The following is a 13,265-nucleotide window of genomic DNA, read 5'->3' as shown; positions in this document are numbered from 1 at the left end:
ACGATCTCTCTCCGGCGCTCCTGTGCCGAACCCGTCCCGTCACCCCGGAGGCCGTCGTGCTCGAAGTCGTCCTCGTCCTTGCCCTGATCGCCCTGGTCGCGGTCGTCGTGCTGTGGCGTCGCGCCGTCGGCGCCGAGCGCCGTGCCGCCGAGAGCCGTGCGGAGGAGGCGGCGCGCGTCGTCCGCCTCGAGCTGGCGGTCGGCGAGCAGGAGGCGAGGCTCCGCATCGTCGGCGAGCTCGAGCAGCTCGCGGTCCGCAGCGCCGCGCACGTCGTCGAGGAGGCCGAGAGCGTCCGGCTCACGATCGACCGCGACCCCGCCGCAGCCGCGCGGTCGGCGCAGCGGGCAGTGCGGGCGGCCGAGGCCTCGCTGGCGCAGCTGCGCCGCATCGCGACCGTCGCCTCCGTCGATCCGGGGGAGCTGCCGCGCACCGGCGGCTCCGTCCCCCTGATCGAGGGCGCCCGCGAGCGAGGCCTGAGCGTCCGCGAGGAGTCGTTCGGCGAGCCGTTCCCGCTGCAGGACGGCGCCGAGGTGGCTGTGCTCCGGGTGCTCGAGTACGCCTTCGACTCGGCGCTGGAGACCGGCGGCGCGGGGACCGAGGTCCGCATCAGCTCCCGATGGACGACCACGGGCCTCCGGGTGGAGGTCGACGACGACCGCGAGCAGCACGGCGCGGCGGAGCAGGACGCCACGGCTCTCGAGGCGGACCTGCGCTCGCTCACCGAGCGCATCGACAGCCCCGCGCTCGCCGAGCTGCGCGAGCGGGCCGCCCTCTTCGGCGGTGACGTGACCGAGAAGCGGACGCCCGGCGTCGGCCGGAGCGTCACCGCCTCGTTCCCCGCGATCCGCCACCACAACGGCGTGCACGGGGTCGACCTGGCCTGAGTCAGTCCTCGAGGTGCTCCACGCCGGGCAGCCACGAGACGCCGGGGCCGCCCCAGCCGCGCTTGCGGGTGATCTTCGCGACCGGCTTGTGGTAGTCGTGCTCGAGGCGGTCGATGTAGAGCACGCCGTCGAGGTGGTCGAACTCGTGCTGGAACACGCGGGCGAACCAGCCGTCCGCGACGATCTCGAACGGCTCCTGCTCGAGGTCGACCGCGCGGAGGATCGCGCGCTCGGAGCGGCGGAGCGGGAAGCGCTCGCCGGGGAAGGAGAGGCACCCCTCCGACTCCGTGTCCTCGTCCGCCTCGCCGAGCGGGGTCGGCGTGACGAACAGCTCGGGGTTGATCGCGACGCCGCGGCGGGGGGTGCCGTCGTCGTCGGCGTAGTCGTAGACGAACAGGCGCAGCGGGACGCCGACCTGCGGGCCGGCGAGGCCGACTCCGGGGGCGGTGTCCATCGTCTCGAACATGTCGGCGACGAGGGTGCGCAGCGCATCGTCGAACTCGGTGACGGGGGCGGCGGGGGAGTGCAGGACGGGGTCGCCGGCGATGCGGATGGGGAGGACGGCCATGGTGGACAGGGTACCGCGGGGCCGCCGACCGGGTCCGCGAGGATCATCCGCTGGGCTCAGCCCCTCACCCGTGCGTCGGAGGACTCCCGGAGGCGTTCTGGGTAGGGTCGACCCCATGCCCGCCGATCTCGCCGAACTCCTCAACGACCCGGCGAAGTTCATCGGCATCCCGATCGCTCTCGTGGGCGCGGTGTTCCTCTCCCTCGGCGCGCAGTTCCAGCACCGGGGAGTGGCGAAGGTGGAGCGGTTCTCGAAGCGCTCCGGCTCCTCCGGGCTCAGCGGCGGCCAGCTGGTCGCGCTGCTCTCGCGCCCCTCGTGGGTGATCGGCACCCTGCTCCTGGGTCTCGCGATCGTCTTCCAGCTGACGAGCCTCGGCTTCTCCCCGCTCATCGTGGTGCAGCCGCTCGGAGCGGTGGCGCTCGTGATCACCGCGGTCGTCAACGCGCGGGTCAGCCGGGTGCGCCTGAACGCGGCGTCGATCCGGGCGATCGTGCTCTGCGTCGGAGGCGTCGGCACGTTCGTCCTCGTAGCGGCGTTCAACGCGGTCGACAAGTCCATCCAGACGCCCGAGCTCATCACGATCCTCGTGATCCTCGCCGTGGTGCTCACGGTCTTCGTCGTCGCCTTCCGCGTCTTCCGCCGCGGAGCGAAGGCGATCTTCTACATCGTGGGCGCCGGAGTGGTCTACGGCTTCGTCGCGACTCTCGCGAAGGTCGTGCTCAACCGCATCAAGTACGGCGAGTTCGACCCGCTGACGGTGGTCTGCATCGTGGCGCTCCTGGCCGCGACCGCGCTCGGCGGGTACTTCGTTCAGAACGCCTACTCCTCCGGCCCGCCGGACCTCGTCGTGGCGGGCCTCACCGTCATCGACCCGCTGGTCGCCGTCGCGATCGGCATCGTCGTGCTCGGGGAGGCGCAGTACGCGGCCCCGTGGGCGATCCCGCTCTTCATCGCGGCCGGTGCCGTCGCCATCTACGGCGTCTTCCTCCTCGCCAAGCACCACCCGCAGGCGCGCTGACGGCGCGGGATCCCGAGTGGTGAGGACTCCTCTGCCTACAATGGCTCCGCGCCGAGAGCCACGAAACCGACCGACCTCCGCCGATCGCTCCCTTCTCTCCCCGAGCGGCACGACACCGATAGGACCTCCCGTGTCAGATCCCCGCGACGCGTCCCGACCGGGATCGCCCGACTCCCGACCGCTGACGGTCGTGATCGGCTGCGACACCTTCGCTCCCGACGTGAACGGAGCCGCGAAGTTCGCCGAGCGCCTCGCCGCCGGTCTCGCGCAGCGCGGCCACGAGGTCCACGTCGTCGCCCCCTCTGCCGACGGCTGGAGCGGCACCCGGGTCGAGACGCACGAGGGTCAGCGGATCATCGTGCACCGGCTCTACAGCTGGCGCTGGTACCCGCACGACTGGCTGCGCTTCGCGATGCCGTGGCGCATCCGGCAGAACAGCGCGCGCATCCTCGACGAGGTGAAGCCCGACGTCGTGCACTTCCAGTCGCACATCATCGTCGGCCGCGGCCTCGGGATCGAGGCGGCCAAGCGCGGCATCCGCATCGTCGGCACGAACCACTTCATGCCCGAGAACATGCTCGAGTTCACCCTCCTGCCGAAGGCCGTGCAGGCCAAGGCCGTGGCGATGGCGTGGCGGGCCGCGCGCCGCACCTTCGGCCGGGCGGAGGCGGTCACCACGCCGACCCGCAAGGCCGCGCAGTTCCTCGAGAAGTACACGGGCCTCCGGGGCGTCCACGCCATCTCCTGCGGCATCGACGCCGACAACTACACGCCCGACTTCACGGCGCGCGCCGGCGACTCGATCCTCTTCGTCGGCCGCGTGACCGGCGAGAAGCACATCGACGTCCTGCTCCGCGCCGTCGCCCTGCTCGATCCGGCGCTCGACGCGAAGCTCGAGATCGTCGGCGGCGGCGACCAGATGCGCAACCTCCAGCAGCTCGCCGCGACCCTCGGCATCGCCGACCGCGTGCGCTTCACCGGCTACGTCTCGGACGCCGAGCTCAAGGAGGCGTACACGCGCGCCACCGTGTTCGCCATGCCGTCCATCGCCGAGCTGCAGAGCATCGCGACGATGGAGGCGATGGCCTCGGCCCTCCCCGTCGTCGCCGCCGACGCGATGGCCCTCCCGCACCTCGTCCACGACGGCGAGAACGGCTACCTCTTCGCGCCGGGCAGCGCCGAGGCCCTCGCCGACCGCCTCACCGCCGTGCTCACGGCCGACCAGGAGGACCTCGAGGCGATGAAGCGCGCCTCCCTCCAAATCGTCGCCGCGCACGACATCAACCGCACGATCAGCACCTTCGAGAGCCTGTATCGTGGGGAGCCGGTGGCCGATCCGGCCTCCGACGCAGCGTCCGCACCCGCCGCCACCTGACGGCCGCTCGGACGGCCGCCGCGGGGCGTTAGCTCAGCCGGTCAGAGCAGCGGACTCATAATCCGTCGGTCACGGGTTCAAGTCCCGTACGCCCTACTCCGCTCCACCCGCGGTGGTTCCTCCTCTCCAGCGCCGGGTCGGGCCTCCACCTGATGTCGTTCTCATCGGAGCGGACGGTCCGGCCCCGTCAGGCCGACGGGCCGTGCCTCAGGACGGCGCCGACGCGGTCCTCGCCGGCACGCCGACCGCGGACGAGTCGGATGCGACGTCGCGGACAACGACGGCGCCGGCTCCGACCCGCACACGGTCGCCGACGGTCACGTCCCCGACGATCGTCGCGCGGGCGCCGATGTAGACGTCGTCGCCGATGACGGGCGTCCGACCCTTCGACTCGCCGATGGTGACGCCGTGGTAGATGAACGCGTTCCTCCCGATGACCGTGCGCGGGTGCAGGATCACGCCGCGGCCCCAGTGGGGGAGCCGCAGGCCGGGCCCGACCTGAGCGGCCGGCGGCAGCTCGGCTCCGACGATCATGCGGGTCCAGACGAGATCGACCAGGCGGTAGACGAGGTGGAGGGGGAGCCGGGTCCTCCGAGAGCTCGAGTACTGCCCGAGTCGGAGGACGAGGACGGTGAGCCGGTCGGAGGCGTGGCCCTTGGCGGCCAGGTCCGCGCGGACGACGGCGCGGAGGTCAGCGAGATCCATGCTCCCAGTCTGAGTGGGCGCCTCGCGGGTGGGTCCGGGCCGTCGGAGATCGTCCGGGGCGTGGCGAACATCCGCGAGCGGACGACACGGTGGCGCGATGCGCTAGCACGTCCCGACGCGCCGCGCCCGTACTGGCCGCTCCCCGCTCGACGTGATTGCCTGATCCTGTGCCTGATCTTCCGATGTTCCCGCTCGGCTCCGTGCTCCTGCCGCACATGCCGCTCCCGCTCCGGCTGTTCGAGCCGCGGTACCTGCGGATGCTCGGCGACGTCCTCGAGGACGAGACCCTCGCGTTCGGCGTCGTGCTCATCGAGCGCGGCCAGGAGGTGGGCGGCGGCGACCAGCGGTTCGCGGTCGGCGCCCGCGCGCGCATCCTGAACATCGACGGGGCGGAGTCGTTCGTCACGCTCGACTCCGTGGGCGAGGAGCGCTTCGAGGTCGTCCGCTGGTACGAGGACGACCCGTACCCGCGCGCCGAGGTCCGCCTGCTGCCCGATCTGGAGTGGGACGAGAAGCACGCCCCCGCGCTGGCTGCGGCGGAGTCGGCGGTCCGCACGGCACTGGCGGTCGCGAGCGAGTTCGTCGAGCAGCGCTACGGCGCGGTCGTCGAGCTCGCCGAGGATCCGGCCGCGCACGCTTGGCAGCTCGCCGGCGTCGCACCGGTCACCGAGCTCGACCGCCTCGCGTTCCTCCGCAGCTCCACCATGGAGGAGCTGCTGGAGTCGGTCCGGGAGCGCTCCGCCGAGGCGACCGAGTCGTTCCGCGCCGGCTGGGCCTGAGCCCCGTCCCGGCGTCCCACGACGAGCCCGTCAGTCCTCGAGGCTGACGCCGCGCTCCTCCGCCAGCTTGACCAGGTCGTCGACGACCACGAGCGCCATCCGCACCGAGCGGTCGCGGCGGTACTCCTCGTCGTCCGGGTCGATCCGCGAGGTGCGGTCGAGGGTCTCCTCGATCGACTGCGCGAGCTCGCGCCACGCGTCCTGACGGGCGTCGTCGACGAGCGTCGCGAGGTACTCCTCGTCCTGCGCCCGCCTGTGGAGGGAGTCGGCGACCAGGAGCGAGAGCCGCTCGCGGTGGTCGAGGTTGTCGACGTCGGCCGAGCGGTAGTCGTGCACGTGGTCGGAGCGGCCGCCCACCGAGGTCACGTCGGCGGCGATGCCGCGCAGGCGCTCGGCGGCTGCCTCGGACTCGCGCGCCAGCTTCTCGAGCTCCTCCGCGGCGACGACGGAGTAGCGGCCCGAGTCGAAGGGGACGTCAGCACCGAGGCCGTCCATCAGCACACGGTTCTTCACGGCCATCCGGCTCGCGTACTGCGCGAGCATCAGGCCCTCCTCGGCGGCCTCCTCGACGGAGGCGGGCTCGCGCGACGGGTTCTCATCGGGGTCGTACGGCTCCATCTTGAACCTGCGTCGACGCCGGAACCACACGTGCGTCACCTACATCCCGGAGCAGGCGCCCCGCCCGCCGGAGCACCTCTTCGAGAGTACCCGGCGGGCGGGCGCCGTGGTCGGCGGCTCAGGCCTCGCGCCAGTCGTCCTGCCGGAGGTGGGAGCCGGCCTGCGGCCCCATCTGCAGCATCCCGCCGTCCACGACGTACGAGGATCCGGTGATGTAGGAGGCGGCGGGAGAGGCCAGGAAGGCGACCACCGCCGCGATCTCGCGGGCGTCGCCGGGGCGGCCGAGGGGGATGCCGGGGCGGTCGATCGTGACGGGGTCCACATCCTCGGCGTCGTTCATCGGCGTCGCGATCTCCCCGGGGGCGACGGCGTTGACGGTGATGCCGAGGGTGCCGAGCTCGAGTGCGGCCACCTTCAGCAGGCCGCCCAGCCCGTGCTTGGCAGCGGTGTAGGCGACGGAGCCGACCCGCGGCTGGTGCTCGTGGACACTGGTGACCGCGATGATCCTGCCGCCCGTGCCCTGGGCCGCCATGCGCCGCGCGGCGCGCTGGAGGCAGACGAACGCTCCGTCGAGGTTCAGGGCGACGGTCGAGCGCCAGCTGTCGAGGCTCTGCTCGAGGAAGGGCTCGCCTCCGCCTCCGCCCGCATTGCTGACGGCGACGTCGAGCCCGCCCAGTCGATCCGCGAGGTCGTCGATCACGTCGCCCGCGCCCTCCAGATCCGTCGTGTCGAGGCGCGCGATCTCGGCGCGCCGGCCGAGGGAGCGCACCTCCTCCGCCGTGCCCTGCGCGCCCTCCTCGTCGCTGTGCCAGGTGATGCCGACGTCCATGCCCGCCTCGGCCAGTGCCACCGCGGTCGCCCGGCCGATGCCGGAGTCAGAAGCGGTCACCAGTGCACGGGTGGGCTGGAAGTCTCGAGGTCCCTGGGTCATGTCGTCTCCTGTCTCGATCGGGCCGCCGATCCGGCGGACACGGGTCGATCCCATCAGCGGATCCGGCGCGCTCGGGAGCCGGTTGACAGGTCCGGGCTCGCGCGAGACGCGTGGCGGTGTCCCCGCTGAGCGCCCCGATCGCGTTGACTGGGCGGATGGATCACCGGCGCATCTCGGTCGTCGTCCCCGTGAAGGACGACGCCCGCCACCTCGAGCAGCTGCTCGAGCTCCTCCGCGAGCAGACGCTCGCTCCGTTCGAGATCGTCGTCGTCGACGACGGGAGCACCGACGACAGCGCCGCCGTCGCGCGAGCGGCGGGCGCGCGGGTGGTGCGGCACGACGGAGCCGGGATCCCGGCGAGCACGGCGCACGGCTTCGACGAGGCGCACGGCGACGTCCTCGCACGGCTCGACGCCGACTCCCGCCCGGGACCCGACTGGCTGGCGCGCCTGGCCGGCCACTTCGCCGATCCCGAGGTCGGAGCGGTGACCGGTCCCGGACGCTTCGACGAGCTCGGCCCGATCGCCCGGGTGATCGCGCGGGTCGCCTACATGGACGCCTACTTCGTGCTGATGGGGTCGGCGCTGGCCAACTGGCCGCTCTTCGGCTCCAACTGCGCCGTCCGCCGGTCGGCGTGGGAGGAGATCGCGGAGGAGATGCACCGGCACGACGCCTACGTGCACGACGACGTCGAGATCAGCGTGCACCTGGGACTCCGGCACCGGATCGTGCTCGACCGCCACCTCGAGGTCGGCATCTCGGCCCGCCCCTTCGGCGCCTTCGCCGACATGCTCCGCCGGTTCGACCGCGCTCTGCACACGCTGGCGCGGCACCCCGGGATGGGGTCGTCCCTGCAGCGCTGGACGCACCGGGTGCGCCGCACCCACCGCGACCGCCTGCGAGCGACGGCCGCGGCGCGCCGCTCCGGCTGACGACGAGAACCGACGGCGCCGCCTGACGGCTAGGGCTGGGCCGCGTCCGGCCGGGCCGCGTCGGGCTCGGCCTCCGCCGCCCGATCCTCTCCGGGCGCGGTGCGCCCCTCCTTCGGCATCGCCCAGACCGCGGCGAGCATGCCCACGGCGAGGACCGTGAGCGCGATGCAGACGAAGCGGGTGCCCTCGGCGAGGTCCGCCGGTGCGGGGACGCCGCCGCCCGCCTTCGCGTTCACGATCGCGCCGAACACGGCCACGGCGACGGCGCTGCCGATGTTGCGGGCGAAGAAGTTGGTCGAGGAGACCACTCCGCGCTCGTTCCAGTCGACGCTCGACTGCGCCCGGATCAGCGTCGGAGTCGCCACGAGCCCCATGCCGGCGCCGATCAGCACGCAGAAGCCGGCGATCTCCCACAGCGTCGAGGAGGCGCCGAGCAGGATGGTCAGCGCCGTGCCGATCACGACGAGCCCCGCTCCGAGGAAGCCCGTGTTGCGGAAGCCGATGCGCAGGTAGAGCCGGCCCGACAGGCTCGCCGCGACCGGCCAGCCGAGCGTCATCGCCGCGACGGCGAAGCCCGCGCCGAGGGCGGAGCTGCCGAGCACGCCCTGCGCGAAGGTCGGGAAGTACGAGGTGACGCCGAGCGTGATCGCGCCGACGGTCACCGAGACCAGGCTGGTCGAGATCAGCACGCGCCGCGTGAGGACCCAGAGGGGGAGCACCGGGGCGGCAGCTCGCCGCTCGATCGCGACGAAGCCGGCGAACGCGAGGGCCGAGACGACGAACACGCCGACTCCGGCGGGGGAGAGCCACGGCCAGGCGCTGCCGCCCTCGAGCAGCCCGAGGATGAGCAGCGCGGTGCCCACGGCGAGCACGGAGGCGCCCGCCACGTCGATCCGCTGCTTCTCGCCCCGCGTGGTCTCGCGGAAGCTGCGGATCAGGAGGAACGCCGCCAGGAGGCACAGGGGGATGTTGACGAGGAAGATGCCGCGCCAGGCGCCCAGGTCCGAGAGCACGCCGCCGAGGGTCGGCCCGACGACCGAGGAGATGCCCCAGACGCTCGCGAGGTAGCCCTGGGTCTTCGCACGCTCGGCGACCGTGTAGATGTCGCCGGCGATGGTGATGCCCATCGGCTGGATCGCTCCGGCCCCCAGGCCCTGCAGGGCTCGGAACGCGATCAGCGCGGGCATGCTCCAGGCGAGGCCGCACAGGAGCGAGCCGACCAGGAACAGGGCGATGCCGATCAGCATGATGGGCTTGCGCCCGATCACGTCGGCGAGCTTGCCGTAGAGGGGGACCGAGACGGCCTGGGCCAGCAGGTAGATCGAGAACAGCCAGGGGAACTGCTCGAAGCCCCCCAGGTCGGCGACGATGGACGGCACGGCCGTCGAGAGGATCGTGGCGTCGAGGGCGACCAGAGCGGTCGAGATCATCAGGGACAGCAGGATCGGGCCGCGCTCCGAGCGCAGTCCGACACTCGCGCGGGTGGGGGCGTCGGTCACTCTGCCCAGGCTATTCCACAGCCGGGGGATGGAAGCGGGGAGGAGAGGATCCGCTCCGGGGCTCGGTAGACTGGTGGCATGGAACTCGTTCTCTGGCTCGTCGTGTCCGCCATCGCCGGTGTCGGCCTCGTCTCCGGAGTCGCGGCTCTCATCGCCATGACGCGGGCGCCCTGGTCGGCCGACAAGTAGCCGCCCGGCCGGCCTCGCGCCGGCACTACTCGTAGATCCGCACCACGCTCCACTGCGGCTCCGTCGACGCGACCACGTCGAGCACGAACGCGCCGCCGGTCGCGAGGTCCGTCGCCTGGAAGCGCCAGCCGCCGATGCTCACCGGTGTGCGCCCGAACGTCGGCGGGAACCCCTCGAGGGGCGCCCACCACTCGCTCGTGCAGGTCCACACCGTCGGCCGGTCGGTCACCCGGTAGCTCCCGCCCCGCCACTCGAGCGCGATCGGCACTCCCTCGCCGTCGGTCGAGACCAGCGCCGTCTCGTCGATCACCGCCATCGTCGTGCTCCCGTTCACTCGCCGGACCCGGTTGGCCGTTCGAACATGTGTTCGATAGTCTGCGAGTGTACGCCGCGGCGCTCGTGCTCGCCACGGCCGCGGATCGACCGGTGGGAGGCGCGATGATCGAGTGGAGTCCGCTCCAGATGCTGCGCAGCAGCGGGCAGGACGAGTGGGTGATGGTCGACGCCCTGCGCACCGGCCGGATCGGCCTGGTGCGCCGCATCGAGACCGGCCCGTACCGCGAGACCTGGTTCCGCGCGGTGACCTGGGCGGCGGAGCCGGAGAGGCGGACGCTCGTGGGCTACTCCCGCTCGATGGACACCATCGCGGCCGCCCTGTGGGCCCATCAGCCGCCGACAGCGCAGGAGAAGCCCTTCCCCGGCTACCCGCCCTCGCGGCCGTCGCCGTGACTCCTTCAGCGAGAGGGGGCCCGGCCGTCCCCGCGACGGCGGCCTCCGTGTCCGCCACGGGGGAGAATGGCCCGATGCTCCTCGCACTCGTCGGCGGCCCCACGGGGGCGTGGCGGGCGGTCGACCCCGTCGGCGTCGCCGAGGCCGGGAGCGGCCGGGGCCCGGCCGAGCTGGCGGCGTTCGTCCGGGAGCGGGAGCCGGAGCGCCCGCGCTGGGTCTGGGACGACACCGCGCGCTGGTACCCCGCACTGCTGTCGGCCGGCGTGGTCGTCGCCCGGTGCCACGACCTCCGGCTGGCCCGCGCGATCCTCCGCCGCTCGGTCTCCGCCGCCGCATCGGCTCTCGCGCGCTCGCCCCTCGACCCGTGGGACGCGGGAGCCGCGGCTCCCGCCGCGCAGGACACGCTGATCGGATTCGAGGAGGCGGCGGGCGGCTCCGACGAGCTCGACCCCGTCCTCGAGCTGGCCCGGCAGGAGGAGGCGCTCTCCGGCGCCGCCGAGGCCGGCCGGCTCCGCCTGCTGCTCGCCGCCGAGTCCGTCGGCGCCCTGATCGCTCGCGAGATCGCCCACGCGGGGCTGCCGTGGCGCGCCGATGTGCACGACCGGGTGCTCACCGGGATGCTCGGCCCCCGCCCGCTCTTCGGCGGCCGCCCGGCCCTGCTGGGGGCGCTGGCCGTCCGTCTGCGCGACGAGCTCGGCGCGCCCGAGCTCAACCCCGACTCGCCGGCCGAGCTCCTCAAGGCGCTGCGGCGCGCGGGGCTGCCGGTCGAGTCGACGCGCTCCTGGGAGCTGCAGTCCCTCGAGCATCCCGCGGTGCCGCCCCTCCTGGAGTACAAGAAGCTCTCCCGGCTGCTCACCGCCAACGGCTGGGCATGGCTCGACGCGTGGGTGCGCGACGGACGGTTCCGGCCGGAGTACGTGGTGGGCGTCGTCACCGGCCGCTGGGCGACCTCGGGCGGAGGGGCGCTGCAGCTGCCGCGGCAGATCCGCGCCGCGGTCACCGCGGATCCGGGCTGGAGCCTCGTGGTCGCGGATGCCGCGCAGCTCGAGCCGCGCATCCTCGCCGCGCTCTCGGGCGACTCGGCCATGGCCGCCGCCGGGCGGGGCCGCGACCTCTACCAGGGCATCGTCGACGCCGGCGTGGTCCCCGACCGGCCGAGGGCGAAGGTCGCGATGCTGGGGGCGATGTACGGGGCGACGAGCGGGGAGGCCGGACGGCTGCTCCCGAGGCTCGCCCGTGCCTACCCGCGCTCGGTCGCGCACGTCGAGGCGGCGGCTCGGGCGGGGGAGCGCGGCGAGAGCGTCTCGACGTGGCTCGGGCGCAGCTCGCCTCCCGGCCCCGAGGGGCTCTCGGCCGATGCGGCGCGAGCGCGCGAGTGGGGACGCTTCACCCGCAACTTCGTGGTGCAGGGGACCGCGGCCGAGTGGGCGCTCTGCTGGATGGGCGAGCTGCGGGCGCGACTGCGCGCCGAGGGCGGCGCGGTCGGCCGGGCGCACCTCGTCTACTTCCTGCACGACGAGGTGATCGTGCACGCTCCCGCCGACGTCGGCGAGCGGGTCGCCGCGATCGTCCGCGAGGCGGCGGTGCGCGCCGGACGCTCGCTCTTCGGAGTGGGCGAGGTCGACTTCCCGGTCACCGTCGCCGTCGTCGACTCCTACGACCAGGCGAAGTGAGACGCGGGATCAGTACCAGTGCGGCGAGCGGTTGTTCCAGCTCGACCACGCGTTGCAGGGCGAGCCGTAGGCGCTCTTGATGTACGAGAGGCCCCAGTCGACCTGCGTCGCCGCGTTCGTCTGGTAGTCGGCTCCCGAGTTGGCCATCTTGCTCGCCGGGAGGGCCTGCGGGATGCCGTAGGCGCCGGAGGAGCGGTTCAGCGCGTTCCAGCGCCATCCCGACTCGCCGTTCCACAGCGGGATGAGGCACCGGTCGACCTGGTCGGCGCCCCAGCCGAAGCGGCCGACGGCGGTCCGGGCGTAGGCCTGGGCCTGCGCGGGGGAGAGGCCGTCCGTGCGTCCGGCGTAGGTGCCGAGGGCGGCGATGGTCTTGGCGGAGCTGTTGCGCGCGCCGGTCGGGTCGTCGTCGCCGAGCTCGACCGGGCCGCCTCCGCCGCCTCCACTGTTGGAGGGCGCTGCCGGAGCCGCGGCCGCGGCGGGAGCCGACGCGGCGCGCTGGCGGGCGGCCTCGGCCTCGGCGGCGAGGCGGGAGAGGCGCTGCTGCTCCTCGAACGCCGACTTCGCGTCCTGGCCGTCGGCGTACTCCCGCTCGATCTCGGCGGTGGTGTTCTTGAGCGAGGCGAGCTGGGTGTAGAGCTCCTGGCTGTACTTCTCCTGGTCGGCGACCTTGGCGTCGGCCTCGGCCTGAGCGGAGCGGGCGACCGAGAGCGCGTCGGCCGCGGCGGTGGCGAGGGAGACGCGCTCGCCCCGGGCCTGCTCGGCCTGAGCGGCGAGGGAGACGGCCTGGTTCTCGGTCGACTGCGCCGCGGTCTGGAGCCGGCTGGTCTGCTGGGTGAGCTGCGTCATGGTGCCGAGGCGGTAGAGCAGCTCGCTCGACTCGTCGCCGCCGATGAGGAGGTTGAGCGTCGCATCGGTCCCGCCGTTGCGGTAGAGCTGCGCGGCGAGACGGCCGGCCTGCTCCTTCGCTGCGTCGGCGTCCGAGCGGGCGGCGGAGGCGCGCTCCTCCAGGGCGCTCACGCGCTGGGTCGCCTCGTCGAGAGCGCTCTGCGCGGCGTCCGCCTCGGCGGCCCGGCTGATGGCGGCGTCGGTGAGGGCGGCGGCCTGGTCGCGCAGGTCGGCGAGGAAGGCGGTGATGCGGTCGACCTCGGCGGCGGTGGCGCTCTCGCTCGACTTCGCGGCCTCGACATCGGACCACGAGGGATAGTCGGACGGGTCGTAGGCGGCGGACGCGGAGAGCGGGGCGGCGAGGGCGGCGCACAGGACGAGGACCGTGCCCGCTCCGGCGGCGACGAGGCGCCGGCGCGCCCGGGAGGGGACGCGGAGACCGAGGGGGGTGCGGGACATGCGAACCACCCTAGGCGACGG

14 protein-coding genes and 1 tRNA gene are annotated in these 13,265 nt (G+C 73.4%); 8 read left to right on the top strand and 7 right to left on the bottom strand.

Going from position 1 to position 13,265, the window contains the following annotated elements; all coding sequences use genetic code 11:
- Positions 1-56: 56 nt before the first annotated feature.
- Positions 57-884 carry a hypothetical protein gene (locus tag C5C35_RS09395; RefSeq protein ID WP_104247515.1) on the top strand — a complete coding sequence of 276 codons (828 nt, stop codon included), beginning with the start codon at positions 57-59 and terminating at the stop codon, positions 882-884.
- A 1-nt stretch (position 885) separates the two neighbouring features.
- Here the strand turns inward: C5C35_RS09395 and def are convergent, their stop codons facing one another.
- The gene (gene def, locus C5C35_RS09390; protein ID WP_104223450.1) at positions 886-1,452 is read right to left on the bottom strand and encodes a peptide deformylase; all 567 of its coding nucleotides are present in this window, start codon (positions 1,450-1,452) and stop codon (positions 886-888) included.
- Positions 1,453-1,567: 115 nt separating this feature from the next.
- Between def and C5C35_RS09385 the strand changes: the two genes are divergently transcribed.
- From C5C35_RS09385 to C5C35_RS09375, 3 genes are all read left to right on the top strand, one after another.
- On the top strand, positions 1,568-2,470 hold the full coding sequence (locus C5C35_RS09385; protein WP_104234188.1) for a DMT family transporter: 903 nt from the start codon (positions 1,568-1,570) through the stop codon (positions 2,468-2,470).
- A 130-nt stretch (positions 2,471-2,600) separates the two neighbouring features.
- Positions 2,601-3,845: a glycosyltransferase gene (locus C5C35_RS09380; RefSeq protein WP_258059440.1), complete on the top strand. Its 1,245-nt coding sequence runs from the start codon at positions 2,601-2,603 to the stop codon at positions 3,843-3,845.
- Positions 3,846-3,867: 22 nt separating this feature from the next.
- Positions 3,868-3,941, top strand: a tRNA-Ile gene (locus C5C35_RS09375).
- 111 nt (positions 3,942-4,052) lie between these two features.
- Here the strand turns inward: C5C35_RS09375 and C5C35_RS09370 are convergent.
- On the bottom strand, positions 4,053-4,550 hold the full coding sequence (locus C5C35_RS09370) for a DapH/DapD/GlmU-related protein (RefSeq protein ID WP_104247517.1): 498 nt from the start codon (positions 4,548-4,550) through the stop codon (positions 4,053-4,055).
- A gap of 167 nt (positions 4,551-4,717) precedes the next feature.
- Here C5C35_RS09370 and C5C35_RS09365 point away from each other — a divergent pair, with 167 nt between their 5' ends.
- A complete protein-coding gene (locus C5C35_RS09365) occupies positions 4,718-5,329 on the top strand; it encodes an LON peptidase substrate-binding domain-containing protein (RefSeq protein ID WP_244229436.1) in 612 nt (203 codons plus the stop codon).
- Positions 5,330-5,359: 30 nt separating this feature from the next.
- On the opposite strand, the gene C5C35_RS09360 is transcribed toward C5C35_RS09365, so the two are convergent.
- Entirely contained in the window at positions 5,360-5,947 is a 588-nt protein-coding gene (locus tag C5C35_RS09360; protein WP_104223455.1) for a hypothetical protein, read from the bottom strand.
- A 118-nt stretch (positions 5,948-6,065) separates the two neighbouring features.
- Positions 6,066-6,878 carry an SDR family oxidoreductase gene (locus C5C35_RS09355; RefSeq protein WP_104247533.1) on the bottom strand — a complete coding sequence of 271 codons (813 nt, stop codon included), beginning with the start codon at positions 6,876-6,878 and terminating at the stop codon, positions 6,066-6,068.
- Positions 6,879-7,033: 155 nt separating this feature from the next.
- Here C5C35_RS09355 and C5C35_RS09350 point away from each other — a divergent pair, with 155 nt between their 5' ends.
- Positions 7,034-7,810, top strand: a complete 777-nt coding sequence (locus tag C5C35_RS09350; protein WP_104223456.1) for a glycosyltransferase family 2 protein — start codon at positions 7,034-7,036, stop codon at positions 7,808-7,810.
- A 29-nt stretch (positions 7,811-7,839) separates the two neighbouring features.
- Here the strand turns inward: C5C35_RS09350 and C5C35_RS09345 are convergent, their stop codons facing one another.
- Together C5C35_RS09345 and C5C35_RS09340 are read right to left on the bottom strand one after the other, a co-directional pair.
- The gene (locus tag C5C35_RS09345) at positions 7,840-9,240 is read right to left on the bottom strand and encodes an MDR family MFS transporter (RefSeq protein WP_104263019.1); all 1,401 of its coding nucleotides are present in this window, start codon (positions 9,238-9,240) and stop codon (positions 7,840-7,842) included.
- A gap of 283 nt (positions 9,241-9,523) precedes the next feature.
- Entirely contained in the window at positions 9,524-9,832 is a 309-nt protein-coding gene (locus C5C35_RS09340; RefSeq protein ID WP_104226677.1) for a hypothetical protein, read from the bottom strand.
- A gap of 104 nt (positions 9,833-9,936) precedes the next feature.
- On the opposite strand from C5C35_RS09340, the gene C5C35_RS09335 reads away from it, so the two are divergent.
- Positions 9,937-10,227, top strand: a complete 291-nt coding sequence (locus tag C5C35_RS09335; RefSeq protein ID WP_146076962.1) for a hypothetical protein — start codon at positions 9,937-9,939, stop codon at positions 10,225-10,227.
- 74 nt (positions 10,228-10,301) lie between these two features.
- The gene (locus C5C35_RS09330) at positions 10,302-11,900 is read left to right on the top strand and encodes a bifunctional 3'-5' exonuclease/DNA polymerase (protein WP_104263005.1); all 1,599 of its coding nucleotides are present in this window, start codon (positions 10,302-10,304) and stop codon (positions 11,898-11,900) included.
- Positions 11,901-11,909: 9 nt separating this feature from the next.
- Here the strand turns inward: C5C35_RS09330 and C5C35_RS16980 are convergent, their stop codons facing one another.
- Positions 11,910-13,244, bottom strand: coding sequence for a hypothetical protein (locus C5C35_RS16980; protein WP_104269256.1), 1,335 nt, complete (start codon positions 13,242-13,244; stop codon positions 11,910-11,912).
- Between the last annotated feature and the right edge of the window lie 21 nt (positions 13,245-13,265).

It is taken from the genome of Rathayibacter sp. AY1F8, from assembly GCF_002932165.1.
Lineage (GTDB): Bacteria > Actinomycetota > Actinomycetes > Actinomycetales > Microbacteriaceae > Rathayibacter.
The sequence above is the reverse complement of the archived record's forward strand: the minus strand, read 5'-3'. Positions and strand labels throughout refer to the sequence as shown.